26 protein-coding genes are annotated in these 26,215 nt (G+C 66.5%); 15 read left to right on the forward strand and 11 right to left on the reverse strand.

Features of this window, described 5'->3' with window-relative positions:
- Nucleotides 1-93 precede the first annotated feature (93 nt).
- Nucleotides 94-1,251, reverse strand: coding sequence for a sigma-54 interaction domain-containing protein (locus ACPUER_RS06095; RefSeq protein WP_425130616.1), 1,158 nt, complete (start codon nt 1,249-1,251; stop codon nt 94-96).
- Nucleotides 1,248-1,466 (reverse strand): hypothetical protein, encoded by a 219-nt coding sequence (locus ACPUER_RS06100; RefSeq protein ID WP_425130617.1) that lies wholly within the window; start codon nt 1,464-1,466, stop codon nt 1,248-1,250. Before ACPUER_RS06100 ends, ACPUER_RS06095 begins: the two co-directional genes overlap by 4 nt.
- Before the next feature lie 342 nt (nt 1,467-1,808).
- Here ACPUER_RS06100 and msuE point away from each other — a divergent pair, with 342 nt between their 5' ends.
- A complete protein-coding gene (msuE, locus tag ACPUER_RS06105) occupies nt 1,809-2,369 on the forward strand; it encodes an FMN reductase (protein WP_310135966.1) in 561 nt (186 codons plus the stop codon).
- Nucleotides 2,370-2,404: 35 nt separating this feature from the next.
- Nucleotides 2,405-3,508 carry a dimethylsulfone monooxygenase SfnG gene (gene sfnG, locus ACPUER_RS06110; RefSeq protein ID WP_425130618.1) on the forward strand — a complete coding sequence of 368 codons (1,104 nt, stop codon included), beginning with the start codon at nt 2,405-2,407 and terminating at the stop codon, nt 3,506-3,508.
- A gap of 60 nt (nt 3,509-3,568) precedes the next feature.
- Here sfnG and ACPUER_RS06115 read toward each other — a convergent pair whose 3' ends face one another.
- Nucleotides 3,569-4,216, reverse strand: a complete 648-nt coding sequence (locus ACPUER_RS06115) for a LysE family translocator (protein ID WP_310135972.1) — start codon at nt 4,214-4,216, stop codon at nt 3,569-3,571.
- A gap of 106 nt (nt 4,217-4,322) precedes the next feature.
- Here ACPUER_RS06115 and ACPUER_RS06120 point away from each other — a divergent pair, with 106 nt between their 5' ends.
- On the forward strand, nt 4,323-5,174 hold the full coding sequence (locus ACPUER_RS06120) for a LysR substrate-binding domain-containing protein (protein ID WP_175963940.1): 852 nt from the start codon (nt 4,323-4,325) through the stop codon (nt 5,172-5,174).
- A 22-nt stretch (nt 5,175-5,196) separates the two neighbouring features.
- On the opposite strand, the gene ACPUER_RS06125 is transcribed toward ACPUER_RS06120, so the two are convergent.
- Entirely contained in the window at nt 5,197-6,087 is an 891-nt protein-coding gene (locus ACPUER_RS06125) for a LysR substrate-binding domain-containing protein (protein ID WP_425130619.1), read from the reverse strand.
- Nucleotides 6,088-6,239: 152 nt separating this feature from the next.
- Here ACPUER_RS06125 and ydiJ point away from each other — a divergent pair, with 152 nt between their 5' ends.
- Nucleotides 6,240-9,290: a D-2-hydroxyglutarate dehydrogenase YdiJ gene (gene ydiJ / locus ACPUER_RS06130; protein ID WP_425130620.1), complete on the forward strand. Its 3,051-nt coding sequence runs from the start codon at nt 6,240-6,242 to the stop codon at nt 9,288-9,290.
- Between the two features lie 93 nt (nt 9,291-9,383).
- On the opposite strand, the gene ACPUER_RS06135 is transcribed toward ydiJ, so the two are convergent.
- The 3 genes from ACPUER_RS06135 to ACPUER_RS06145 all read right to left on the reverse strand — a co-directional run bounded on the left by ACPUER_RS06135 (nt 9,384) and on the right by ACPUER_RS06145 (nt 12,464).
- Complete coding sequence (locus ACPUER_RS06135; protein ID WP_310135979.1) at nt 9,384-9,686, reverse strand: XRE family transcriptional regulator; 303 nt, start codon at nt 9,684-9,686, stop codon at nt 9,384-9,386.
- A gap of 87 nt (nt 9,687-9,773) precedes the next feature.
- Nucleotides 9,774-10,928 (reverse strand): branched-chain amino acid ABC transporter substrate-binding protein, encoded by a 1,155-nt coding sequence (locus ACPUER_RS06140; protein ID WP_175963936.1) that lies wholly within the window; start codon nt 10,926-10,928, stop codon nt 9,774-9,776.
- A 636-nt stretch (nt 10,929-11,564) separates the two neighbouring features.
- Nucleotides 11,565-12,464 carry a DMT family transporter gene (locus ACPUER_RS06145; protein ID WP_310135983.1) on the reverse strand — a complete coding sequence of 300 codons (900 nt, stop codon included), beginning with the start codon at nt 12,462-12,464 and terminating at the stop codon, nt 11,565-11,567.
- Between the two features lie 57 nt (nt 12,465-12,521).
- Here ACPUER_RS06145 and ACPUER_RS06150 point away from each other — a divergent pair, with 57 nt between their 5' ends.
- From ACPUER_RS06150 to ACPUER_RS06165, 4 genes are all read left to right on the forward strand, one after another.
- Entirely contained in the window at nt 12,522-13,508 is a 987-nt protein-coding gene (locus ACPUER_RS06150; protein WP_425130621.1) for a LysR substrate-binding domain-containing protein, read from the forward strand.
- A 169-nt stretch (nt 13,509-13,677) separates the two neighbouring features.
- On the forward strand, nt 13,678-14,340 hold the full coding sequence (locus tag ACPUER_RS06155; protein WP_310135985.1) for a nitroreductase: 663 nt from the start codon (nt 13,678-13,680) through the stop codon (nt 14,338-14,340).
- 112 nt (nt 14,341-14,452) lie between these two features.
- Nucleotides 14,453-14,914 (forward strand): sodium:proline symporter, encoded by a 462-nt coding sequence (locus ACPUER_RS06160; RefSeq protein ID WP_425130622.1) that lies wholly within the window; start codon nt 14,453-14,455, stop codon nt 14,912-14,914.
- Between the two features lie 223 nt (nt 14,915-15,137).
- Nucleotides 15,138-15,629, forward strand: coding sequence for a hypothetical protein (locus ACPUER_RS06165; RefSeq protein ID WP_175963979.1), 492 nt, complete (start codon nt 15,138-15,140; stop codon nt 15,627-15,629).
- 134 nt (nt 15,630-15,763) lie between these two features.
- Here ACPUER_RS06165 and ACPUER_RS06170 read toward each other — a convergent pair whose 3' ends face one another.
- Nucleotides 15,764-16,936 carry a porin gene (locus ACPUER_RS06170; protein WP_425130623.1) on the reverse strand — a complete coding sequence of 391 codons (1,173 nt, stop codon included), beginning with the start codon at nt 16,934-16,936 and terminating at the stop codon, nt 15,764-15,766.
- A gap of 214 nt (nt 16,937-17,150) precedes the next feature.
- The gene (locus ACPUER_RS06175; RefSeq protein WP_425130624.1) at nt 17,151-19,007 is read right to left on the reverse strand and encodes an ABC transporter ATP-binding protein; all 1,857 of its coding nucleotides are present in this window, start codon (nt 19,005-19,007) and stop codon (nt 17,151-17,153) included.
- 286 nt (nt 19,008-19,293) lie between these two features.
- On the opposite strand from ACPUER_RS06175, the gene ACPUER_RS06180 reads away from it, so the two are divergent.
- The 6 genes from ACPUER_RS06180 (at nt 19,294) to ACPUER_RS06205 (ending at nt 23,586) form a co-directional block, all read left to right on the forward strand.
- The gene (locus tag ACPUER_RS06180; RefSeq protein WP_425130625.1) at nt 19,294-19,860 is read left to right on the forward strand and encodes a TetR/AcrR family transcriptional regulator; all 567 of its coding nucleotides are present in this window, start codon (nt 19,294-19,296) and stop codon (nt 19,858-19,860) included.
- Nucleotides 19,861-20,083: 223 nt separating this feature from the next.
- Nucleotides 20,084-20,509: an organic hydroperoxide resistance protein gene (locus ACPUER_RS06185; protein ID WP_034182523.1), complete on the forward strand. Its 426-nt coding sequence runs from the start codon at nt 20,084-20,086 to the stop codon at nt 20,507-20,509.
- A gap of 57 nt (nt 20,510-20,566) precedes the next feature.
- Nucleotides 20,567-21,601, forward strand: a complete 1,035-nt coding sequence (locus ACPUER_RS06190) for an alpha/beta hydrolase (RefSeq protein ID WP_425130626.1) — start codon at nt 20,567-20,569, stop codon at nt 21,599-21,601.
- 350 nt (nt 21,602-21,951) lie between these two features.
- Entirely contained in the window at nt 21,952-22,323 is a 372-nt protein-coding gene (locus ACPUER_RS06195; RefSeq protein WP_425130627.1) for a CidA/LrgA family protein, read from the forward strand.
- Nucleotides 22,320-23,054 carry an LrgB family protein gene (locus ACPUER_RS06200; protein WP_034182521.1) on the forward strand — a complete coding sequence of 245 codons (735 nt, stop codon included), beginning with the start codon at nt 22,320-22,322 and terminating at the stop codon, nt 23,052-23,054. The genes ACPUER_RS06195 and ACPUER_RS06200 overlap by 4 nt, the downstream gene beginning before the upstream one ends.
- 226 nt (nt 23,055-23,280) lie before the next feature.
- Complete coding sequence (locus ACPUER_RS06205) at nt 23,281-23,586, forward strand: hypothetical protein (RefSeq protein WP_310136019.1); 306 nt, start codon at nt 23,281-23,283, stop codon at nt 23,584-23,586.
- A 120-nt stretch (nt 23,587-23,706) separates the two neighbouring features.
- Here ACPUER_RS06205 and wrbA read toward each other — a convergent pair whose 3' ends face one another.
- A complete protein-coding gene (gene wrbA / locus ACPUER_RS06210) occupies nt 23,707-24,309 on the reverse strand; it encodes an NAD(P)H:quinone oxidoreductase (RefSeq protein ID WP_425130628.1) in 603 nt (200 codons plus the stop codon).
- Nucleotides 24,310-24,370: 61 nt separating this feature from the next.
- Entirely contained in the window at nt 24,371-25,096 is a 726-nt protein-coding gene (locus ACPUER_RS06215) for a pirin family protein (RefSeq protein ID WP_175963925.1), read from the reverse strand.
- A gap of 128 nt (nt 25,097-25,224) precedes the next feature.
- Between ACPUER_RS06215 and ACPUER_RS06220 the strand changes: the two genes are divergently transcribed.
- On the forward strand, nt 25,225-26,142 hold the full coding sequence (locus tag ACPUER_RS06220; protein WP_425130629.1) for a LysR substrate-binding domain-containing protein: 918 nt from the start codon (nt 25,225-25,227) through the stop codon (nt 26,140-26,142).
- The last annotated feature ends 73 nt before the right edge of the window (nt 26,143-26,215 follow it).

The raw sequence follows: 26,215 nt of genomic DNA on the forward strand, positions 1-26,215 counted from the left end.
GCCACGATACATCAGGTCGGAACCTCGATGCACGGATCGCGGGCGCGATCGTGCCGTGCCGGGGCGAGCGATGGTCTGCCCCAGGGAATGCTGCTACTTCGCCGCCGCGATCTCCTTCGCGCGAATCAGCCGCGCGCGCAGCACGTTGCGACTGATGCCGAGCAGCCGCGCCGCCTGGATCTGGTTACGGTGGCTGAACTCGAACGCGACGCGCATCACGGTGTCCTCGATGCGTTCGAACAGGTTGCCGTGCCCGTCGTCGAACAGGTCGCGCAGCGCGCGTTCGAGTGCGTCCTGCGCGGCGGCGGACGAATCCGGCGCGCGCGCGGCGGCCGCCGGCGTGCACGGCGATGCAATGTGCAGGTCGGTGTCCTGCAGCGAATCGTGGCGACTTACGAGCAGCGCATGATGGATCACGTTCTCCAGTTCGCGGATATTGCCGGGCCAGCCGTGCGCCTCGAGCCTGCGCTCGGCGCGCGGATCGATGCTGCGCGGCCCGTATCCGAGGCGGCTGCGGTAGTCGTCGAAGAAGTGGCGCGCGAGCGGCAGGATGTCGCCCGGCCGCTCGCGCAGCGTCGGCACCGCGAGCTGCACGACGTTGAGCCGGTAGAACAGGTCGCCGCGAAAATGCCCGGTCGCGACCGCCTGCTGCAGGTCGACGTTGGTCGCGGCGACCACGCGCACGTCGATCGGCATGCTCGTGCGCGAACCGAGCCGCACGACCTCGCGCTCCTGCAGCACGCGCAGCAGCTTGACCTGCATCGACAGCGGCAGGTCGCCGATCTCGTCGAGAAACAGCGTGCCGCCGTTCGCGGCTTCGAACCAGCCCGGCTTCGCGCTGAATGCACCCGTAAACGCGCCTTTCTCGTGGCCGAACAGTTCGCTCTCGACCAGCGTTTCGGAGAACGCGCCGCAGTTCACGGCGACGAACGGCCCGTCGCTGCGGCGGCTGAGGCTGTGCACGTGGCGCGCGATCAGTTCCTTGCCGGTGCCCGTCTCGCCGACGATCAGCACGTTCGCGTCGCTCGGCGCGACGAGGCGAATCCGTTCGAGCAGCGCGACCGAGCGCGGATCGACGAATACCTGCGCGCGGGCGCGGATCGACGTCGCGAGCGCAGGCCGGTCGGGCAGCGTGAGGACGGGCGCGAGGCGTTCGGTTGTTTGCCGGGCGTCAGACGTGCCCGGTTCGTCGCGGGACGGCGTGACGACGCGCAGGTCGGCCGCGCGAGGCGATACGGAATGGGATGTCATGGCTGTGTAGGCATCGGGTCGCTGCACGGGTCGGTCAGGCCACGATGGACATTGCTGCCCGGGTGCTGCGTATTCAGCAGAGTGTTCAACGTTTTGCGCCACGCGGGAAGCATCGATTTCTGATAACCAATGCCGGATTGCTGCGCTGGACGCAGTTGCGCAATGCGATGTCGTTCGGTGAAGCGAATTGTGGCGCGCGGACGTTGATAAAGCATCGGTTTAGACACTGCTGCAGCGATGTGCCGCGTGCGTTGCGGATTCCACGCCGAAACGGAAAGACGCCCACAACATACACCGTGCTGCTGATCAGGAAGCAGCGAATCAGCACAGCTGTTTCCTGCGATTCATCTCGCTGCGGAATATGGATGTGATGCGCCGGCTGGCACGCTTATCGACATGCGGCGATCGGCGAATATGCCGCGACAGGACGTCGATTGCGACGCATTTCGTCATGCAGACGATCGCTTTTCATGGCGATCTCCGCATTGGCACGCTCCTTGCGGACCCATGACGTGACGGGTGCGTTGGCGCCCGACTCGACAATGGGAATGCAACCGATGAGCAATGCCATCAACGTGGTCGCGATATCGGGCGGCCTGCAACGGCCGTCGCGCACGCTGGCGCTGACCGACGCGATCGTCGCTGCGCTCGGCGCCGCGCTGCCGATCGATACGCGGCTGATCGAACTCGGCGAGATCGGCGGCCGGCTGGCCGGCGCGCTGACGCGCGCGCAGGTGCCGGCCGACCTCGAAGCGCTGATCCGCGCGATCGAGACGGCCGATGCGCTCGTCGTCGCTAGCCCCGTGTATCGCGCGTCATACACGGGCCTCTTCAAGCACCTGTTCGACCTCGTGCGTCACGACGCGCTCGTCGACGTGCCCGTGCTGCTCGCCGCCACCGGCGGCAGCGAGCGCCATGCGCTCGTGATCGATCATCAATTGCGGCCGCTGTTCAGCTTCTTCCAGGCGCGCACGCTGCCGATCGGCGTGTACGCATCCGAAAGCGATTTCGACCGATACGACATCGCGAACCCGGCGCTGCGCGCGCGCATCGCGCTCGCCGTCGATCGCGCGGTGCCGCAACTGCGCCCGCATGCGCTTTCCGCCGCGGCTGCGTAGGCCGTTTCCGTTTCCCCTTCGACCAGGACACCTTCATGAGCGTTACCGACTCTTCCGCCGATGGCGTCAAATTCGCCTACTGGGTACCGAACGTCAGCGGCGGCCTCGTCGTCAGCACGATCGAGCAGCGCACCGACTGGAGCCTCGAATACAACCAGCAGCTCGCACGCACGGCCGAAGCGGCCGGTTTCGACTATGCGCTGAGCCAGATCCGCTTCACGGCCGGCTACGGCGCCGAATACCAGCACGAGTCGGTGTCGTTCAGCCAGGCGCTGCTGCATGCGACGACGAAGCTCAAGGTGCTCGCCGCGATCCTGCCGGGGCCGTGGCATCCGGCGGTGGTCGCGAAGCAGCTCGCGACGATCGATCACATCTCGAACGGACGCATCGCGATCAACGTCGTGAGCGGCTGGTTCAAGGGCGAATTCACCGCGATCGGCGAGCCGTGGCTCGAGCACGACGAGCGCTATCGGCGCTCGAAGGAATTCATCCAGGCGCTGAAGGGCATCTGGACGCAGGACAACTTCACGTTCAAGGGCGATTTCTACCGCTTCAACGACTACACACTGAGCCCGAAACCCGTGCAGAAACCGCATCCGGAAATCTTCCAGGGCGGCAGCTCGCGCGCGGCGCGCGACAACGCGGCGAGCGTGTCCGACTGGTATTTCACGAACGGCAATACGCCGGAGAACCTGAAGGCGCAGATCGACGATATCCGCGCGAAGGCGGCCGCGAACAACCATCGCGTGCGCATCGGCGTCAACGCGTTCGTGATCGCACGCGACACCGAGGAAGAGGCGCGGGCCGTGCTCGACGACATCGTCCGGCACGCGCACGTCGAGGCCGTGCATGCGTTCGGCGATGCGGTGAAAGAGGCCGGCAAGGCGTCGCCGGAAGGCGAGGGCAACTGGGCGAGATCCACGTTCGAGGATCTCGTGCAGTACAACGACGGCTTCCGCACGAACCTGATCGGCACGCCGCAGCAGATCGCCGAACGGATCGTCGCGCTGAAGGCGATCGGCGTCGATCTCGTGCTGGCCGGGTTCCTGCATTTCATCGAGGAAGTCGAGTACTTCGGCCGGCGCGTGCTGCCGCTCGTGCGCGAACTCGAGGCGCAGCGGCAGGCGGTGGCCGCGTGATGGATGCCGGCCGGCGCGCGACTCGCGATTGCGGGAGCCTGCGCCGCGCCAGCGCGGCACTCACGCCACGCCAGCCATCTTCGATGCATCGACAACCATCTGCACGCCGAGGCTGCCGAGGATAAGACCCATTGCCCAGCGCTGTGCGAGCAGCAGCGCCGGGCGCCCGTGCAGGAATTTCGCGATGCTGCTCGAACAGATCGCCACCAGCCCGTTTGCCGACGCGAACGCGGCGATCAGCAGTGAACCGAGAAACAGCGACTGGCCGAACACGCTGCCTTGCCGGTAGTCGATGAACTGCGGCAGCAGCGACACGAACAGCATCGCGAGCTTCGGATTCAGCACGCTGGTCGTCGCGCCCATCGCCAGCAGCCGCAGCGGCTGCTCGTTCGGCAGCGCCCGCACCTCGAACGGCGAACGCCCGCCGGGCCTGACCGCCTGCCATGCGAGGTACAGCAGGTAGGCCGCACCGACCGCACCGAGCACGCTGCCCGCATAGGGCACGCTCATGAACAGCGTCGTGATGCCGAACGCCGCGCCGAACATGTAGAACAGGTAACCGATCATCACGCCGGCCAGCGAAATGAGCCCGGCCGCGCGCCCTTGCGCGATCGAGCGCGACATCACGTAGACCATGTTCGGCCCCGGCGTGACCGCGAGCATGCCGCCGATGACGAGAAATCCGTAGAGCGATCCGGACGTATGCATGTTTTCCGCTTCCTGCAACGAGTGCTGACGGGATTCATTGTCCGACCGTGGAGGCGAACAGTAAAACGGGATAAACTGAATCGATTGATCAGATTATCTGAATTAAATGAAGAAGCTCGACCTCGATGTGCTGGCGATGGTGGTGGCCGTCGCGGAATCCGGATCGTTCGCGCACGGCGCGCAGGCCGTGCATCGGTCGCCGTCGGCGGTGAGCATGCAGATCAAGGCGCTGGAAGACGCGCTCGGCAAGCCGCTTTTCATCCGCGATACGCGCAACGTGACGGCCACCGACGACGGCAGGACGCTCGCCGAATACGGGCGCCGGATGCTGGCGATGCGCGACGAGGCGTGGGCATCGGTCGTGCGCCCGGAGATCCGCGGCCGCGTGACGATCGGCGTGCCCGACGACTACATTTCGTCGCTGCTGCCGCAGGTGCTCGGCAAATTCGCGGCGATGCATCCGCGCGTGGAAGTGCGCGTGATCGGCCAGCCGAGCAGCGCGCTCGTGCCGATGCTGAAGGACAATACGGTCGACCTCGCGTGTCTCACGCGGATCAAGGGCGTGACCGGCGAGCTGATCCGGATGGAGCCGATCGTCTGGACCGGATCGCCGAAGCGGAACGTATGGGAAGAGCGGCCGCTGCCGGTGGCGTTTTTCACGCACGGCGGCAGCATGGCGCGCGATCACGCGATCAAGGCGCTGAACCGGCAGCGCATCCCGTTCCGGATGTCATACGAAAGCCCGAGCTACCTCGGGCTGCTCAGCATGGTCGAGGCCGGGCTCGCCGTCGCGCCGCTGGCGCGCTGCTGCATTCCGGAACACCTCGTCCAGCTTACGGAGAGTCACGGGCTGCCGCCGCTGGGCGAACTCGAGGTCGTACTCGCACGCAGCGCGCAGTCCGCGCGCCCGCCGTGCGACTACCTCGCCGAGCAGATCCTCGGCGAATGGCGCGCGTGACCGGCACGTTGCCGGCGGCATTTCAGCACGATTTCAGCAACCATTCGCGGAACGCGACGAGTGACGGCAGCGTCTCGTTTCCCGGCGGGTAGACGAGGTAATAGCCGCGCTGGCTCGTAATCGCGTCGCCGATCGACACGAGCGCGTCGCGGCTCAACTCGTCTTCCACCAGCACCTTCGGCACCAGCCCGATCCCCATCCCGGCCCGCACGGCCTGGATCAGGTGCGACGTCAGCTCGAAGCTCGGGCCGATGCGCATCTGGCGATGGTCGAGCCGATAGTGCGAGAACCACTCGGCCCACGCCTGCTGGTTGCTCGTCACGCCCAGCAGCGTCTGCTGCGCGGCCCAGGCCGGCGAGCGTGCTTCGGCCTTGCGGCGACTGCCCACGTCGGGGCTCGCGATCGCGATCAGGAACTCGTTGTACAGCCGATGCGCGTGCAGGCCGGGCCAGTCGTCCGCGCCGACGGTGATGGCCGCGTCGAGGTCGTCATTGAGGAAATCGATCGCGCCGATCCGCGAATGAAGATGCACGGTCACGCCCGGATGCGCGGCGTAGAAGTCGTGCAGGTGCGGCAGCAGCCATTTCGAGCCGAACGTCGGCAAGGTCGCGAGCCGCAGCGTGCCGGCGCCTGCCTGGTGGGACATGGCCTGCAGCGTCGCGCCGCGGATGCGCCCCAGTGCGCCGCTCAGCTCGACGAAGTAGCGGCGCCCGACTTCGGTCAACTTCACGGAGCGGCCTTCGCGCCGGAACAGCGGCACGCCGAGCTGATCCTCGAGCGTCTGGACCTGCCGGCTGATCGCGCTCTGGCTCAGCGACAGTTCCTCGGCTGCGCGCGTGTAGCTTTCGTGCCGCGCGGCTGCCTCGAACACGAGCAGCAGCGACATCGACGGGGTGAGGCGACGGTAATTCATGAGTTTTATGCAATATTCGCCGGGCGAGAATTCGTTTGTTTCTCGCGGAATTTGCCAAGATACTGCAATTCCCGGTTGCGTGGAAACTTGCTCAAAACTCATGTTTCGAAGCACGCGAGCACACCGGTTCACCCACCTTGCGCCTTTACCCCATGTCGATCGCCCCGTTGCCCCGTCCCGCCAGCCCGCCCGCGAACGCGTACCGTGACTTTCTCGCCGCGCTGCAGGTCGCCGGGTTCGCCGGGGAAATCCGCGCGGACCACGCGAACCGAACGGTGCAGGCCACCGACAACTCGATCTACCAGCGCCTGCCGCAAGCGGTGATCTGTCCCGCGCATGCGGACGACGTCCGGCTGGTGGCCCGGCTGCTCGCGGAACCCGCGCATCGCGATGTCGCGGTGGCCGCGCGCGGTGGCGGCACGGGCACCAACGGGCAGTCGCTGACCGACGGCGTGGTTGTCGACCTGTCGCGCAACATGAACCGGATCCTGGAAATCGACGTCGAGCAGCGCTGGGTGCGCGTGCAGGCGGGCGTCGTCAAGGATCAGCTCAATGCCGCGCTGAAGCCGCACGGGCTGTTTTTCGCGCCGGAGCTGTCGACGTCGAACCGCGCCACCGTCGGCGGGATGATCAACACCGACGCGAGCGGGCAGGGCAGCTGTACGTACGGCAAGACGCGCGATCACGTGCTCGAACTGGACTTCGTGCTGATGGGCGGCGAGCACCTGCACAGCGGCGCGCTTGCGGACGACGAACTGGAGCGCCGCTGTGCGCGGCAGGATCGCGTCGGCAAGGTCTACCGCACCGCGCGGCGCATCAGCGACGACAAGGCGGCGCTGATCGAAGCGAAGTTTCCGAAGCTCAATCGCTGCCTGACCGGCTATGACCTCGCGCACCTGCGCGAACCCGACGGCCGCTTCAACCTGAACAGCGTGCTGTGCGGTGCCGAAGGCTCGCTCGGTTTCGTCGTCGAGGCGAAGCTCAACGTGCTGCCGATTCCGAAGTATTCGGTGCTGGTCAACGTGCGCTATGCGGGCTTCATGGACGCGCTGCGCGATGCGCGCGCGCTGATCGGGCACAAGCCGCTGTCGATCGAGACGGTCGACTCGAAGGTGCTGATGCTCGCGATGAAGGACTTCGTGTGGAGCAGCGTGGCCGAGTATTTTCCGCAGGACGACGACCGGCGCCCGACGCTCGGCATCAACCTGATCGAATTCAGCGGCGACGATGCGAACGACGTCGATGCGCGCGTGCGCGCGTTCGTCGACCACCTGCGCACCGATACGAGCGTGGAGCGCCTCGGCCATACGCTCGCGGCCGGCGACGATGCGGTGAAGCGCGTATATGCGATGCGCAAGCGCGCGGTCGGCCTGCTCGGCAACGTGCAGGGCGAGGCGCGTCCGCAGCCGTTTGTCGAGGACACCGCGGTGCCGCCCGAGAACCTCGCCGCGTATATCGCCGAATTCCGCGCGCTGCTCGACGGCCACGGGCTGCAGTACGGAATGTTCGGCCATGTCGACGCGGGTGTGCTGCACGTGCGTCCGGCGCTCGACATGAAGGACCCGCGGCAGGCCGCGCTGGTGCGGCCCGTGTCGGATGCGGTGGCCGAACTCACGCAGCGGCATGGCGGCCTGCTGTGGGGCGAGCACGGCAAGGGCGTGCGCTCCGAATATGCGCCGGCCTTTTTCGGCGAGCTGTATCCGTCGCTGCAGCAACTGAAGGCCGCGTTCGATCCGTACAACCAGTTCAACCCGGGCAAGATCGCGACGCCGCCGGATCACGCGATGCGGCTGCTGAAGATCGACGAAGTACCGACGCGCGGCGACCACGACCGGCAGATCGACGAGCGTGTGTGGCAGAGCTACGGCACGGCGATGCACTGCAACGGCAACGGCGCGTGCTACAACTTCGATCCGGACGACGCGATGTGCCCGTCGTGGAAGGCGACGCGCGAACGCGTGCATTCGCCGAAGGGGCGCGCGTCGCTGATGCGCGAATGGTTGCGCCTGCAAGGACAGGCCGGTGTCGACGTCGTCGCGGCGGCGCGCGCGCGGCAGCCGTTCCTGAGCGGCGTTGCCGCCCGCTGGCGCAACAGCCGCGCCGCGCGCAGCGGCGCGGCCGATTTCTCGCACGAGGTGTACGACGCGATGGCCGGGTGCCTCGCGTGCAAGTCGTGCGCGGGACAGTGCCCGGTCAAGGTCAACGTGCCCGAGTTCCGTTCGCGCTTTCTCGAGCTGTATCACCGTCGCTATCAACGGCCGTTGCGCGACTACCTGATCGGCTCGCTCGAATTCACGATGCCGTGGATGGCGCGGGTGCCCGCGCTGTACAACGGGCTGATGCGCGCGGGGTGGGTGCGCACGCTGCTGGAGCGGCAGGTCGGCATGGTCGACAGCCCGCTGCTGAGCCGCTTCGATCTCGCGGCCGTGATCCGGCAATGGCGCGTGAAGCCGGCCGACCCGCATGCGCTCGCGGCGCTGAGCGATGCGCAGCGCGCGCGCAGCGTCGTCATCGTGCAGGACACGTTCACGCGCTATTTCGATACCGAGCAACTGGCGACACTGATCGAGCTGGCGGCGCGCGTGGGTTTTCAGGTGTGGCTCGCGCCGCTCGCGCCGAACGGCAAGGCGCTGCATGTGCAGGGCTTTCTGCGGGCGTTCGAGAAGGCGGCGATCCGCAATGCCGCGCAGCTTGCGGCGCTCGCGCGGTCGGGCGTCGCGCTGGTCGGCCTCGATCCGGCGATGACGCTCACGTATCGGCAGGAATACCTGAAGGTGACGGGGCTCACCGATGTGCCGAAGGTCGCGCTGCCGCAGGAATGGCTGCTGCACGCGCTGCCGGAAGCCGGCGCGGACGGCGTGTCCCGTACATACCGGCTGCTGCCGCACTGTACCGAGAAGACCAATGCGCCCGACAGCGGCAAGCAATGGGCGCAGGTGTTCGCGCGGCGCGGGCTGCGTTTGCAGGTTCAGGCGACCGGGTGCTGCGGGATGTCCGGTACGTATGGGCACGAGGCGCGCAACCTGCAGACGTCGAAGACGATCTATTCGCAGTCGTGGGCCGCGCACGTCGATGCGCCGGAGGACCAAGGAGAGGCGCTGGCGACCGGGTATTCGTGCCGCAGCCAGGTGAAGCGCATGTCGTCGACGCAGTTGCGTCATCCGTTGCAGGCGCTGCTCGATCACGTGCGTGCGGCGGGATGACGATCGGGCGGTGCGTGTTGCATTGCCCGTGTGACGGCGTCGCGCGTCGCGCGGCAATCTCAGTGCCGCCATCGACGCATGCGAAAGGGTCAGTCAGGAATCGGCCTTCGCGGCCTTCCGCGCATGCGGCTTGTCGGCCGCGGGAAACGTGCCGACGCCGCGCGGCCGTTTCGGTTCGATCCGCATTTGCCGGATCACGCGCCGGAAGTCGATCTCGTGCGCGGCCAGCGCGCCGATCAGCTTCGCGATGACCGCGAGGTGGGAGGGCACCGTGCCCTTGCTCGAATAGTTCGTGATCGAGCTTTCGTTCATCCGGATCAGACGCGCGAACTCGCGCGACGTCAGCTGCGCTTTTCTCAACTCCTGCTGAAATTCGGTATACGCCATTGCACACATGTTGCTTCGTCTCCGTGTTTCAGAAATCGGCCCGCGCGGCGCCGGCGCCGACGGGTGGCGTTCCCGTCGTGCCGGCGCACTGGCGGGTTACATCTTGACCTGGTCGAGGAAGGTCTTCTTGCCGGTCTTGTAGCCGTAGATCGAGATGATCCCGTGCGTCAGGTCGCCCTTCGCGTCGAACGTCGTCGTGCCGATCACGCCGTCGTATTTCGTCGCCGGCATCGCCGCGAGGATCTTCGCCGGGTCCGTCGAGTTCGCGCGCTTCATCGCGTCGACGGCGATGTAGACCGCGTCGTACGCGAACGGCGCATCGAACTTGATGCCCTGGTTGAAGCGCTTTTCGTACTTCGCGACGAACTTCGCGCCGCCCGGCATCGTCTCGAGCGCCGCGCCGGCCTGCGAGCACAGCACGTTGTCGGCTGCCGGGCCGGCCAACTGGGCCAGCGAGTCGGTGCACACGCCGTCGCCGGACAGGATCTTCGCGCGCAGGCCGAGCTGCTTCGCCTGCTTCGCGAGCGGGCCGCCGGTGGCGTCCATGCCGCCGTACATGATCGCGTCGGGGTTCTCGCCCTTGATCTTCGTGAGAATCGCGCGGAAGTCGACCGCCTTGTCGTTGGTCGCATCGTGCGACAGCACCTTCAGGCCGAGCGCCTTCGCCTTCTTCTCGAACTCGTTCGCGAGGCCCTGGCCGTATGCGGTCGAATCGTCGATCACCGCCACGCTCTTCACGCCCTTCGACTGCGCGTAGCTTGCGAGCGCCGGGCCCTGCTGCGCGTCGGTCGCGACGACGCGGTAGGTCGTCTTGAAGCCTTGCTGCGTGTAGGTCGGGTTCGTGGCCGACGGCGAGATCTGCACGATGCCGGCATCGCTGTAGATCTTCGATGCCGGGATCGACGTGCCCGAGTTCAGGTGGCCGATGACGGCGACGACCTTGTCGTCGACGAGCTTTTGCGCGACCTGCGTCGCCTGGCGCGGGTCGGCCGCGTCATCCTGCGCGTCGAGTTGCAGCGTGACCTTCTTGCCGCCGATCGTCAGCCCTTTCGCGTTGATTTCCTCGACCGCGAGGCGCGCGCCGTTCTCGTTGTCCTTGCCGAGGTGCGAGATGCCACCCGTGGTCGGTTCGACGCTGCCGATCTTCACGACCTGATCGGCCATCGCGGTCGACGCGGCCGCGAATGCGGCGGCGGCCAGTGCAACGGTGATCAGGGGTTTGCAGCGCATGCCGACAATGCTTCGTTCCATCTGCCATCTCCGAATTGAATGTCTTTCTTCGACGTCTCGACCGGCCGGCGGCGGGCCGGGGCGATCGGACGAGTCTCCATACCCATCATGGGCTTCACTTGCATCGCGCCCGGCCGTGTGACGGGCCGCCCGGGCGAGCGGGCGGGCTATCGCCCGGCGCCATGCAATTCGTATGAATATATCCGAAGCCGATTTTGCGCGCTGCAGCGAACCGTGTGACGGGGCGGGCACGGCCCGATTCGGTGCCCGGATTTCGAAGGTTCCGGATGCCGGGAAATCGCGCGACGTGGCTGGCCAGGCTGCGGTTCGCTGTCGATGGCCTTACGGCCACATCCATTATTCGGCCGGTTGCAGGGGTGAAGCCATGGACACTGATACGCGGTCAGTCGGGAACTGTTCGGTCGATTTGTCTGCACAGTTTGGACGCTCGCCATCGCGCATCCGGGTTCATGGAAAAGTTTCATCGAGCGCGATACCTCTCATATGCAACTAACGGTCATGCCCGGCAGTGCCGACGAATTGGCGCGGGTCGACTGCCCGGACAATGCATCCGGCTTCGCAGATGTCGGGGGCTCGCCTGGACCGCCACGCTTTCGGATCGTCGGGCCGGCATTGCCATCCGGTGCAACCGCGATCCTACGAACGTCCGCGCAATGCGACGAAGACCACGCCTGCAATCGCCAGCAGGCCGCCGCATAGCGTTTCGATGCCCGGCCGCTCGCCCGTCAGCACCATCGACAGGGCTGTCGCGACCGCTGGCGTAAGATAGAGGAAGTTGGCGGCGCGCGCCGCACCGAAGTAGCCGAGTGCGAAGGTCCAGGTCGCGTAACCGAGTGCCGCGGGAAATACGCCGAGGATCAATACCGCCAGCGTCGTGTCGTGCGACGCGCCGCCGAGCGAGTGGAGCGCGCCGGGCAACCAGGGTGTGAGCAGCAGCGCGCCGGCCAGCAGCGTGTACGCGGCACAGGGCAGTGCGCCGTACACGGGAATCAGCCGCCGCTGCAATACGAAATAGCTGGCCGAACACAGGGCCGCGCCGAGAATCAGCGTGCTCCCCGAGCCGAGGACAAGCCCGCCCGGCTGCCCATGCGCGATCACCGCAATGCCGGCCAGGCTGACCAGCGAACCGAGCCATCCGCGGAGATTGAATCGTTCGCCGAGAAACACGGCGGCAAGCAGCGCCGTGAAGATCGGCAGCGTGTTCACGATGAAACTCGCCGCGCCGGCCGACACGGTTCGCTCGCCGGTATTGAGCAGTGCGTTATAGAGCGCGATGCCGAGGAAACCGCAGGCCAGGAAGCGCAACGCGTCGCGTTTCGCGGGCCTCGTAGGCCGCCGCCACGCAAGCCACGCGATCACGAGCAACGCGGCGGCGGCAAAGCGCGCCGCTGCGAGTTGCAGGGGCGCCAGGCCGTGCAGGCCGATCCGGATGAACGGGAATGCGGAGGCCCACGACACGATCGTGAAAGCGACCGCGCCTGCCGCGACCAGCGGTTGTCGCGCGCCGCGCGACGACGGTGAGGAAAGGGTATTCATGCGGCAATGGTGCGATGTTGCGAGATGTTAAGCTAGCGCACAGATCAACATCCGGATATGACCATGGCTCACAGCTCGGTTCGGCGGCGAGCCGATAGTCCGGCGCGTGTGCGTCAGGTTGCGGATGCACTGCCGGTTGCAGCGTCGGCGCCTGGCCCGCGGCCGCCGCTTGCCAGCCTGGAGACCGTCTGCACGGTGGCACGTCAGGGTTCGTTCCTGGCGGCCGCCGATGTTTCCGGCGTGACGCACGGCGCGATCAGCCGGCGGGTGGCCGCCGTGGAAAACTGGCTGGGCATGGCGCTGTTCGAACGTCATGCGCGTGGCGTGCGCCTGACGCCGGACGGGCAGCGCTTCGTCGGCCGGATCGAACAGGCGTTCGCGATCATCGACAGCGCGGCCGACCAGTGGCGCTCGCCGCGTACGCCGCGACTGGTCAGGATGAGCGTGGTGCCGGCATTCGCGCAGCTCTGGCTGTTCGAGCGGCAGCATGCGCTCGAGAGCGAGGCCCCCGCGTTGCGGATCGAACTCGGCATCGAGCTTCGCAACGTGGATATCGCCGGCGGCGAAGCGGATCTGTCGATCCGGTATGGGCGCGGCAACTGGCGTCAGCTCGAAACCCGCGCGTTCATGCCGGAGCGGCTTTATCCGGTCGCGCATCCGCGGCTCGCGGCGCAACTGGCGAAGGCGCGCCGCCGGCACGGCGATGCCGCGCTGCTCGAGATGCCGCTGCTGCACGATTCCGATGTGACCGGATGGCGCACCTGGTTCGACGCGCTGGGCATTCCGTTCAAGCCGCGTGCGCAGGATCGCCGCTTCGAGGATTACAACCTGGTGCTGGCGGCAGCCGAAGCAGGGCTCGGCGTGGCGCTGGCGCGGACGCCGCTCGCGGACGCGTATCTGAAGCGCAGCGAGCTCGTTCGGGTGAGCCGCCACGAGGTCGATTCGCTGCTCACGTACCACTTCGTGCATGCGAAGGGGGAGAGTCGGCCGGAGGTGCTCGCGTTGATGGAGCGGATGCGGGCGGCGTTGGCGGAGCAGGGTTAGGTGGTGGGGGCGAGGGGGCCTGCTTCGGCGGCGCGCTCGGGGCCCGTGCCTGGATACATGGAGATGGGCCGCGGGATCGTCGACAACGCGACCGCGGAAACGATGAGGTTGGAGAGATGAACGCAAATCGAGAAATTGTGCAGCCGTTCGGATGCACGGGAGGTACACGATGAACAGACCAGACAAGTCGTCGAAAGCGCGTGCGGCGCTTGATCAGTTGTTCTCGGGCCTTGCGCCCGCGGACGCGAAGAGTGCGTCACGTCCGGGCAATCCGTTCGAAGCGGCGGGAGACGAGGTGTCCACCGACGCCGACGGCCGGGTTGAAGTGACGCTGTCGACCAGAATCCAGTTGCGCGGCTATCCGGGCGCGGACGCGTTCATGAAGCGCATGGCCGAAGCGTGGGGCCTCGAGTGGGGGACGTATGACAGCGTTCAGGCCATCGCGAAGCTGCCTGCCGGATGGCGCTCGCGCCGGCTTCCGGAAGTCACGCAGATCGTCGACGGACACGATGTGCTGCGCGCGGAGAGCAGCCTGCAGGGCGGCGAGATGTCGTATCTGAAAGTGAACCCGCGGTACTACATCGACGCACGCAAGGGGTTCGGCTGGGGAAAGTCGTCGAAGGCGTCCGACGATCCGGATCTCGACGGTCCCGACTGGAACTGCTTCGTGATCGATCGGGAAAAGTCCATCGAAGTGCACGAATTGACGACCTCGTCGTTGAAAGCCGATATGGACAATGCCCGCGCGACATTGCTGAAATGGCTTGACGAACACTATCCCAAACATCGCGATCCGTTTGCGTACTGGACGGACTGCGAAGGGGCGTCCTGACTTTGCGTGGCAGCCCGGTTCGGTATCGCGGGCACACGCTGCGCGATCGGAATCGGAGCGAACGGCGCGCACGCCGCTTCGATGCATCGGCCGGTCGCGATGGGGGCGCCAATTGAAACAAACCAGTCCGGTCCCGGTTCTCTGGGCAGCGTTTGGCGCGGCTGTCGGGTCGACCGTCATCGAGCTGCTGCTCTGGTCGATCGCCGGCGATGACGCCGTTCGGAACCTGTTTCGCGACGCGCGCCTCACGGCAGCGATCGTGATGGGGCGCAGCGCGCTCGGGCCGTCCGCCGGCTTCGATCCGCTGGTCATGGGTGTCGCGACACTCGTGCATGCCGCTCTGTCGCTTGCGTACGCGGCCGTGCTGGCAAAGGTGGTCCGGAACATGTCGCTCGGGGCCGCGCTTCTCGCCGGCGGCGCGTTCGGGCTCATCCTGTACGGCGTCAACCTGCACGCCTTCACGGCGATTTTCCCGTGGTTCATCCCGGTTCGCGGAGCGATCACGCTGGTGGCCCATCTGGTATTCGGGGTTACGGCAGCGGCTATCTACCACGTCGTCAAACGCCCGGTTTGACGGTGACCGCCGCAACGATTGCCGACGGCTCCCGCTTCCGTCATTCGCATCCCGACCCCTGGAATAACCGGGCGTGCAGCTTCGTTTAGCCGTCAGGAGACCCGATACGAAGCGGTGGCCCGTTGCCGCCGCGCGATGAATCTTGCGCAAGCAATCCAGCGTGCCGGGCGCCGCCCGTGACGCCGGCGGTCAAGTGGTCGGGGCAACAATGCAGGAGCCGATCATGTGCAACATGTTTCGATTCGGGATAGGCATCGTCTGTCTTGGCCTTTCCGCGCCCGTCCTTGCGCAAATGGACGACGAATTACCGGACTACGGCACAAACTGCCGCGCGGTCGTCGCGCAAGCGAACATCGACGGCACGGAACAGCAAATCGTGGGGCGGGCGTGCCTGCAAAGCGATGGCACATGGCGGATCGTGCAAAGTGACGATGGCAGCGTGCTGTGGTACCCGGCGGCGGCCTATCCGTATCCCGACCCGTGGTATTGGGGGCCGCCGCTTTTCATCGGCGCGGGCGTGAGCTTCGTCTTCGTCGATCGGTTCCGTCATTTCCACCACTTCGATCACTTCAATCAGATGGATCATCGCCGCTTCGGCGTGCCGATGGGCGCAGGCTTTCACCGTGGCCCGTTCCTCGGCGGCGGCGGGCATGGGTTCGGCGGCATGCATCGGTTCGGTGGCATGAGCGGGGCTGGCGGAATGCGGCGCCATTAGGCCTGCGTTTCGACGTACGGCAACCGCGTTGCCCGGTTCAAACGCTAAGTTTAGCTGAACGTTTTGCACGGAAGCGCGAACAGAGTAAACGGCGCAGGCGCGCACCATGGTGCGCGCCTGTCTGGCTGTCGCGATCAGAACTTGTGGCGAATCCCGACGATCGCGAGTTCCTGCGTATCGGTGCCGGAGTTCACGCCGTACGAGCCGACCGACGCGGCGGCCTTCACGGTCGCGCCGCTCGCGTTGAGCGTGTTGCCGCTCGCCTTCTGATAGCCGAACAGCGCGTACAGGTCGGTGCGCTTCGACAGCGCGTAGTCCGCGCCGAGGTTGACCTGGTTGTAGTGCGCGGAAGCCGGGCCCGTCAGCGACGTGTAGTTGTAGCCGACGCCCGCGCGCAGCGCCGGCGAGAACTGCCAGTTGAAGAACGCCGAGCCGTTGTTGAACTTCGCGTTCTGGCTGAACGCCGACAGCGTGTCCGCGCCGTACTGCGTGTTCGAATACGCGAGGCCGAAGGTCGCCGGCCCGGCCACGTACTGGCCGGCCACGCGCACGATCCGGATCGACTTCGCGCTCGAAAAGCCCTGGTTGATCACGGTATTGAACAGCGTGTCCGAGCTGCTCGACCACGTGCGCACGCCGTTGGCGACCGTCGAGCCGCCGTTCGCGTAGAAGAAGCCGGCGCCGAGCGACAGCGGGCCGTTCGCGTAGCTCGCGCCGAAGCTGTACGTGCGGCCGTTGCCGGTGGCGCCCGCGACGCCGCCGAAGCCGTACAGCGCCGCGAACTGGAAGCCCGAGATCAGCGGGCTCGTGTATTTCACCGAGTTGCTGACGCGCAGGCTGTTGTCGTAGTTGTCGAGATCGCCCGGCGTCGCGAATACGCCGCCGAAGTAGTTGTCCTGCGTGAGGCCCTGCACGAGATCGACGACCGGATCGTACTGGCGGCCGAGCGTCACGGTGCCGTACGTGCTGCTCGCGAGCCCGACGACGGCCTTGCGGCCGAATTCGCGCTGGCCCTGGCCGAGCGCGCCGGTGCCGATGTTGAAGCCGTTCTCGAGCTGGAACAGCGCGGACAGCCCGCTGCCGAGATCCTCGATGCCGCGCAGCCCCCAGCGGCTGCCCGACAGGTTGCCGCTGCTGAACTTGACGAGGCTCGACGCGTTGCCGCCGCTCGCGTTCTGCGCGTTGTGCACGTATGCGATGCCCGCGTCGGCGATGCCGTACAGCGTGACGCTGCTTTGCGCATGCGCGCCGGCGGCGCAGAGCGCGGCCGGCAGCGCGAGCAGTGCGAATGAGCGGATTCGTTTCATGGTCGGATTCCCCCGTTGGTCGATGTGTCTGACGAGTCGATGAACGATACGGACAGCGCATCGTCGAGGGAACCAACAAATTGTCGAATCGTTATGAGGCGGCGCGACGCTCCGGTTGCCGCCGTATGGTTGTGCTGGCAACCGATGCGGCAGGGGCACGCCGTTTCAGGCGTCTGCGCTATTGGGCACGACGCCTGGCGTTTCGACACGGCGCCTACTGCTCCGCCCCCTCCGCTTCCGCCGTTTCGCCGAGGAACCCGCCGCTCTGGTGCGCCCACAGCGCCGCATAGATGCCGCCCGCCTGCAGCAGTTGCTGGTGCGTGCCTTCCTCGACGATGCGTCCTTCGTCGAGCACGATCAGCCGGTCCATCGCCGCGATCGTCGACAGCCGGTGCGCGATCGCGATCACCGTCTTGCCGCTCATCAGCGTGTCGAGGCTGCGCTGGATCGCGACTTCGACCTCGGAATCGAGCGCGCTGGTCGCTTCGTCGAGCACGAGGATCGGCGCGTCCTTGAGCATCACGCGCGCGATCGCGACACGCTGCCGCTGGCCGCCCGACAGCTTCACGCCGCGCTCGCCGACCTCGACGTCGTAGCCGCTGCGCCCGTGGCGATCGCGCAGCCGGTCGATGAACTCGGACGCCTCCGCGCGCGCGGCCGCGTCCTGCATTTCGCGCTCGGTTGCATCGGGTCGACCGTACAGCAGGTTCTCGCGCATCGTCCGGTGCAGCAGCGACGTATCCTGCGTGACCATCCCGATCGCGCTGCGCAGGCTGTCCTGCGTGACGTGCGCGATGTCCTGCCCGTCGATCCGGATCGTGCCGCCGCCCACGTCGTAGAAGCGCAGCAGCAGGTTCACGAGCGTCGACTTGCCGGCGCCCGAGCGACCGATCAGGCCGATCCGCTCGCCCGGCCGGATCGTCAGGTTCAGCCCGTCGAACACCGCGCGGTCGTTGTCCTCGTGCGCGAACTGCACGTTGTCGAACACGATCCCGCCGCGCTGCACCGCGAGCGGCTTCGCATCGGGCGCGTCGACCACGCTGCGCACCTTCGTCAGCGTGTTGATGCCGTCCTGGATCGTGCCGACGTTCTCGAACAGCTCGGTCATCTCCCACATGATCCAGTGCGAATAGCTCGACAGGCGCAGCGCCATCGCGATCACGGCCGCGACGACGCCCGCGCTCGCTTCGCCATGCATCCACAGATACAGCGCGAGGCCGGTCGAGCCGACCAGCAGCAGCGTCGACAGCAGGTGGTTGACGATCTCGAACGCGCTGACGAGCCGCATCTGCGCGTCGCCGGTCGCCTTGAACGCTTCCATCGCACGGCGTGCGTGGTCGGCTTCGCGCCGCGTATGCGAGAACAGCTTCACGGTCGTGATGTTCGAATATGCGTCGGTGATGCGGCCCGTCATCAGCGCGCGCGCGTCGGCCTGCCGGCTGCCGACGGCGCCGAGTCGCGGCACAAAAAACGCGCATGCCGCGCCATAGCCGAGCGCCCACAGCGCGAGCGGAATCATCAGCCGCCAGTCGAAGCTCGCTGCAAGCGCGAGGATGCCGATCAGGTAAGCAGCGACGCCGATCACGACGTCGACCGACATGAACAGCGCATCGCGCACGGCGAGCGCGGTCTGCATGATCTTGGTCGTCACGCGGCCGGCGAATTCGTTCGCATAGAACGACAGGCTCTGGTCGAGCATCAGCCGGTGAAACAGCCAGCGCAGCCGCATCGGGAAGTTGATCGCAAGCACCTGGTGCTTGACCATCGTATGCAGCGCGATCAGCAGCGCGCTGCCGACGAGGATCGCCGCGAAGCCGGCGAGCGTGCCGAAGTGGCGGCCGCCGAACTCCCCCGGCGTCGCCGCCGACGACAGCCAGTCGACCACGCGCCCCATCATCGCGAACAGTGCGGCTTCGTACGCGGCCAGCGCGGCCGACGTCAGCGCGATCAGCAGAATCCAGCCGCGTGCGCCTTTCGTGCACGCCCAGACGAACGAAAAGAATCCCTTCGGCGGCGTGACGGGATCTTCGAGCGGGAAAGTCGGCAGGCGCCGTTCAAACCACGAGTACATCGACTGTTCTCCTTATTCGGTCCGACGCAGCGGGCGGGCCGGTGATGCAGGTGCCGGGCGCGACGCGATGTCGGGGTGCTGGCGCGCACATCCGACCGACGATTGCGTCGTGGTCGCGTCGCCCGGCTGCGAGTGTCGCATCGATTCGATCGGGCTGCAGGCCGGTTGTAAGCAGCAGCGGCCGTGCGGGGCGGCGCGCGCCTGTACCGCAGGGCTTTCGGGACTTTTCATCCCGCCCCAAAAAAAGTCCTTGACTGTCTATCTATGAGTAGATAAAGTTCGATCCATGGAAACGAAACCGACCGTCCGCGAACAGATTCTCGACCACGCGATCACGCTGATGATGCTGCGCGGTTACAACGGCTTCAGCTATCGAGACCTGTCCGACCTGGTGGGCGTGAAGACGTCGAGCATCCACTATTACTTCCCGTCGAAGGACGATCTCGTGCTGGAAGCGGTAGCGGCCTACAGCGACGAAGTCCTCGCGGCCATGCGGGCGATCGATCCGGCGTTGCCGGCCGACGTGAAGCTGAGCCTGTACACGAAGCTGTTCGGCCGGACGCTCGGCGACGGCAACCAGATCTGCCTGTGCGGGATGCTCGCGGCCGACATCGAATCGTTGCCGGAGAACGTGCGGCAGGCCGTGCAGGCATTTTTCAAGGCCAACGAGAACTGGCTTGCGGAATTGCTGGCGCAGGGCGCGAAGGAAGGCACGTTGCAGTTCAGCGGCAAGCCCGAAACGGCGGCGCGCGCGTTGTACGCGGCGTTCCAGGGCAGCGTGCTGGCCAGCCGGCTGTTTCACACACGGGCGCGTCTCGAGGATGTCGAGGCCGTCTGGAAGACCCGGCCCTGACGGACGGGGCAAGCAGTCAGGCGGTTCGCCGCCTTTTGTCGGGTTTGGTTATCTATCTTTTAGTAGATAGATTTTTTGGAGCAGATGGAGTGACCATCTGCATTTTTTGGGGCGTTTATCTATCTATGAGTAGATAAACAAGCGTGACGCCGGCGGCAAGGCCTTCGGCGCCCGGTCCCGGGTTGGAAGGCTGTTTCACTCACTGATTGAAAAGGAGTCTGTCATGTCGATCGAAAAAGTGCTGTACCGCGCCCATGCAAAAGCCACCGGCGGCCGCGACGGCCGTGCCACGGTGCCCGAAAGCGGCCTGGACCTGAAGCTGACCACGCCGCGCGAACTCGGCGGCGCGGGCGGCGCAGGCGCGAATCCCGAGCAACTGTTCGCGGCCGGCTATAGCGCGTGCTTCATCGGCGCGATGAAGTTCGTCGCGGCCCGCGACAAGATCGCGATCCCCGCGGATGCCGCCATCGAAGGCAGCGTCGGCATCGGCGCGATCCCGAACGGCTTCGGCATCGAAGTCGAACTGAAGATTTCGCTGCCGGGCCTCGATCGCGACACCGCGCAGACGTTGATCGACCGTGCACACGTCGTCTGCCCGTACTCGAACGCGACGCGCGGCAACATCGACGTCACGCTCACGCTCGTCTGATCGCACGTACTACGAACCATTGATCGCCATTCACCGGTTAAGCCAAGGAGTTTCATCATGAAGATCGTCAAGCCGCTGCTGATCGCCGCCGCCGTCGCGGCCGCGTTGTCCACCGCGTCCGCCGCATTCGCCGCCGGCGCCGAAGCCGTCCGGCCCGATGCGGCGACGAGCGGGTTCCTCGCCGCGCTGAACGGCCAGAAGGGCCCCGGCCTCGAAACGTTGAGCCCCGCGAAGGCACGCCAGGTGCTGGTCGACGCGCAGAACGGCCCGAAGGTCGACCTGTCGGGCATCGACGTGTCGAACCGCACGATCGAGCAGGACGGCTTGGCGGTGCCGATCACGATCGTTCGCCCGCAAGGCGCGACGGGCACGCTGCCGGTGTTCATGTTCTTCCACGGCGGCGGCTGGATTCTCGGCGACTTCCCGACGCATGAACGCCTCGTGCGCGATCTCGTCGTGCAGTCGGGCGCCGTCGCGGTGTTCGTGAATTACACGCCGTCGCCGGAAGCGCATTACCCGGTCGCGATCAACCAGGCGTATGCGGCGACGAAGTGGGTGGCCGCGCACGGCGCGGAGATCGGCGTCGACGGCGGCCGCCTCGCGGTGGTCGGCAACAGCGTCGGCGGGAACATGGCGGCCGTGGTGTCGCTGATGGCGAAGGACAAGGGCGGCCCCGCGATCCGCTTCCAGGGCCTGATGTGGCCTGTCACGGACCACGACTTCAATACGGGCTCGTACAACGCGTATCAGCAGGGCCACTTCCTGACGCGGCCGATGATGAAGTGGTTCTGGGACGCCTACACGAAGAACGAAGCGCAACGCAACGACATCTACGCGTCGCCGCTGCGTGCGAGCACCGCGCAGTTGAAGGGCCTGCCGCCCGCGCTGATCCAGGTCGCGCAGTTCGACGTGCTGCGCGACGAAGGCGAAGCATACGGCCGCAAGCTCGACGCGGCCGGTGTCGACGCGACGACCACGCGCTACGACGGCACGATTCATGATTTCGGTCTGCTGAACGCGCTGGCGGCGGATGCGCCGACGAAGGCCGCGACGAAGGCGCTGGCGAATGAAATCGCGACTCGGCTGAAGTAACGTGGCGGGTGGCATTCGAATTCGAAAGAATGCATTCGAATGCGAAACACGAAGCGGCGGGCTCATGCCCGCCGTTTTTGCATACGGACGACAGGTGCGGTGAAAGACGACGCCACTCGCGTCCGGACCGTCGCGCGATCGCTCCTTCGTCTCGCCCGGTTCCGCCCGCTCTCTTGGCTGATCCGACCGGATTGAAACGGCCGAACCGGGATCGCGCGATCGTGCGATTGCGCCGTCGCGACCGCTCGCAGGCATTGTTGGTACGATCGCGCATATCGTTCACGCCGGCGCCGCAAGCCGCCGGCCCGGCGGCCGCGCGGACTCGCGGCCACCTTCTGGAGAAGCGGTTCATGCTGCAGGCGTTCGCGGTCTTGCTGGTCTTCCAGTGTCTAGGGGAAGGCGTGTCCCATCTGTTCGCCCTGCCGGTGCCGGGCCCGGTGATCGGCATGCTGCTGCTGTTCGGCTTCGTGATGCTGCGTCCGCAGGTGGCCGACGCGATCGAGCCGACCGCGCTCGAGCTGCTGCGCCACCTGTCGCTGCTGTTCGTGCCGGCCGGCGTCGGCATCATGGTGTCGGCCGACCGCGTGCGCGGCGATGCGGTGGCGGTCGTCGTCGCGCTGGCGGTGAGCACCACGCTCGCGATCGCCGTGACGGCGCTCGTCACGCGTGCGCTGCTGCGGCGCCAGCGCCGCGCGGACGGCACCGCGGAGCGCACGCAATGACGGCCTTCCCGAAACTCGGCGCGATCTGGGTCTATCTCGCGGCGACCCCGCTGCTGGGCCTGACCATCACGTTGATCGCATATCTGTTCGCGCAGGCCGTTTATGCACGGGCGCGCTTCAACCCGCTCGCGAACCCCGTGCTGATCGCGGTCGCGCTGATCGTCGTGCTGCTGACGATCACGCATACGCCGTATCCGACCTATTTCGAAGGCGCGCAGTTCGTCCATTTCCTGCTCGGCCCCGCGACCGTCGCGCTCGCGCTGCCGCTGTACCGGCAGTGGTCGAAGCTGCGGCGCAGCGCGCTGCCGCTGCTCGTCGGCCTGCTCGCGGGCTCGCTGACCGCGATCGTGTCGGCGGTCGGCATCGCCGCGCTGTTCGGCGCATCGCACCAGACGATCGCGTCGCTCGCGCCGAAATCGGCGACGACGCCGATCGCGATGGCCGTCGCCGCGGAGATCGGCGGCATTCCGTCGCTGACCGCCGTGCTCGTGATCTCGACCGGGATCTTCGGCGCCGTGTGCGCACGCGGGATCCTCAACGCGCTGCGGATCGACGAGCCGGCCGTGCGCGGCTTCGCGCTCGGCGTCGCGTCGCACGGGATCGGCACCGCGCGCGCGTTCCAGGTCAGCGAGGAGGCCGGCGCGTTCGCCGGGCTCGGAATGGGGCTGAACGGCGTGCTGACGGCGTTCGTCGTGCCGATCCTGCTGCCGGTGCTGTCGCGCTGGGTCTGAGCGCAGGGTGCCCCGGGTTATCGGTTTCCCTGATGGGCGCGGACGGCATGGCGACACGACGGCGTGCCCGGTGCGCATGTATCGCTGTCGTTATCAGGAAAATTCAGGAACGCACACGGACATTTGCACAGCGATCGGCTAACGTTGCATCGGCGCCGTTGTCGCAAGCCGTCGCGTGCGCGCTGATATTCGACCCACAACCAATGATCGACAAGGAGATCCGGCCATGAAGAAGTCTCGCGTGGTTTCGGTGGCAGTAGCAGTAACGGCGTCGTTCGGTCTGCTGTTGACCGCCGCGCCGGCGGCATACGCGCAGGATCCGGCGTCCGCGCCGACGCAGAAGCAGCTCGACAAGGCGCAGAAGAAGGCGGCGCGCAAGGCGGCACGGGCACGCCACGCGTCGGACCTGAAGGCGATCGGCACCGGCAGCGGTTACCGGCTGACCAACGACCAGAGCAATTATCCGCAGAACGCCGTGCAGAAGGCGCCCGCGACGAAGGCGGCGCCCGCCGCGCCGGCTTCGGGGCAGTAATGGCCGGCAAACACGCATGAACGGACGGCGCCGGGTTGCCCCGGCGCCGTCCGTTCGTGTGCGGTTTTCCGGGAATGCCGGACCGTGTGCGGCCGGCGGATTCCCGGATGGCGCGGCGCGTTACGACGCGAGCTTGCTCGCGAGTTCCGCGACGTGCTTGCCCTGGTAGCGCGCGATTTCGAGTTCGTTCGCGCTCGGCTGGCGGCTGCCGTCCGCGCCTGCGAGCGTCGTCGCGCCGTACGGCGTGCCGCCGGTGATTTCGTTCATGTTGACGAGCCCGCTGCACGCATACGGCACGCCCACGATCACCATCCCCTGGTGCAGCAGCGTGGTGTGGAACGACGTGATCGTCGTTTCCTGGCCGCCGTGCTGCGTGCCGGTCGACGCGAACACGCTGCCGATCTTGCCGACGAGTGCGCCCTTCATCCACAGGCCGCCGGTCTGGTCGAGGAACGTGCGCATCTGGCCGGCCATGTTGCCGAAGCGGGTCGGCGTGCCGAAGATGATCGCGTCGTAATCGGGGAGTTCGTCCACCGTGGCGACCGGTGCGGCCTGGTCGACCTTCACGCCGATCGCCCTGGCTTGATCGACGGGGATCGTTTCCGGCACGCGCTTGAGCGCGACTTCGACGCCGGGCACCGATTTCGCGCCTTCCGCGACGTGTTTCGCCATCGTTTCGACGTGCCCGTAGGACGAGTAGTAAAGAACGAGTACCTTGGCCATGATGCGAATCTCCGATTAAAAAGGCCCCGCGTCCGGCGGGGCCTGGTTTCCCGAGCGGGCGTTATGCCCACTCGGCCGTCACTTCGACCGGGCGCAGGTCGAACACCAGCACTTCGGCATCGTTGCCGTCGGCGAGCGTCAGCGCCTGTTCGCCGCGGATGCGCGCGCCGTCGCCTTCGCCGAGCGTCATGCCGTTGACCGTCACGCTGCCGCGTGCAACGTGCACGTAAGCGAAGCGGTCCGGTGCCAGTTCCAGCGTCGCGCGCTCATCGCCGTCGAACAGGCCCGCGTAGATCCGCGTGTCCTGCCGGATCTTCAGCGAACCGGCGTCGCCGTTCGGCGACACGACCAGCGTGAGCTTGCCGCGCTTGTCGTCGGCCGCGACGTTCGTCTGCTGATAACGCGGCTCGGCACCCTTTTCGGCCGGTCCGACCCAGATCTGCAGGAAGTGGACTGGCGTTTCCGGCGAGTGGTTGAACTCGCTGTGGCGCACGCCCGTGCCCGCGCTCATCAGTTGCACGTCGCCCGGCACGATCACCGACCCGGTGCCCATCGAGTCCTTGTGTTCCAGCGCGCCGTCGAGCACGTACGACAGGATCTCCATGTCGCGGTGCGGGTGCGTGCCGAAGCCGCGGCCCGGTGCGACGCGGTCGTCGTTGATCACGAGCAGGTCGGAGAAGCCGACTTGCTTCGGATCGTAGTAATTCGCGAACGAAAACGTATGACGGGAGCTGAGCCAGCCATGCTCCGCACGGCCACGTTGGTTTGCTGCACGGATTTCGATCATGATTTCTGTCCTTGAAGTCGCCGGGCCTCGGAAGTGGGTCCGGCCGTTCGTTGAGATGAATCTTAGGTCAATCGATTTGACAAATAAATGGCTGCAGAGATAATGACTGTCGCTATGGAGTGGACAATATGGAACTCAACGACTTGCGGATCTTTGTCGCGACGGTCGACGCGGGCAGCTTCACGGCGGCGGCCGACCAGCTGATGCTGTCCAAGCAGTTCGTCAGCCGGCGCACGATGGCGCTGGAGGCGTCGCTCGGCGTGCGGCTTCTGCACCGCAACACGCGCAATCTCGCGGTGACCGAATCGGGGCAGGAGTTTTATGTACGAGCGCAGCGGATCCTTGCCGAGATCGCCGACGCCGAGCAGGCAATGTCGGTGCGCAGCACCGAGCTGCACGGTTCGCTGAAGATCAGCGCGCCGCTGTCGTTCGGGATCACGCATGTGTCGCCGCTGATCGCCGAATTCCTGTCCGCGCACCCGGCCGTGCGGCTGAATCTCGACCTGACCGACCGGCGCGTCGACCTGATCGGCGAGGGCTTCGATCTCGTGCTGCGGATCGGCTCGCTCGAGGATTCGACGTTGATCGCGCGCCCGCTCGGCGCGTGGCGGATGATCGCGTGCGCGAGCCCTGCCTATCTGAAGCGGCAGGGCACGCCCGAAACACCGGCCGATCTCGCCGGCCATACGTGCCTGCTGTACGGGCGCGAGCGGCGCGTCGGCTGGGAATTCCGCGTCGATGGCGCGGCGCGCACGTTCGACGTGCAGGGGCCGCTCGTCGCGAACAACGGCGAAGTGGTGCGCGACGCGGCGATCGCGGGGCTCGGCATCGTGCTGCTGCCGCACTTCATCGTCGGCGCGGCGCTCGACAGCGGCGCGCTGGTGCCGGTGCTCGATGCGTATGCGCCGTCGCCGATCACGCTCAATGCGGTGTTTCCGCAGCACCGCGAAGGATTCGTCACGCTGCGCACGTTCATCGGGTTTCTCGCGGAGCGGCTTGGCGAGACTGCGCCGGCGACGAAGGGCGGGGCGGGCAGGCGGCGGTAGCGGGCGATGTGCGGTGAATAGCGGCGTTATTCTCCGCAGAAATTGCGGAGAATATTGAGCCATGCGGTGAATC

Origin of the sequence: Burkholderia sp. DN3021, assembly GCF_049805555.1 — a bacterium.
GTDB lineage: Bacteria > Pseudomonadota > Gammaproteobacteria > Burkholderiales > Burkholderiaceae > Burkholderia > Burkholderia pyrrocinia_C.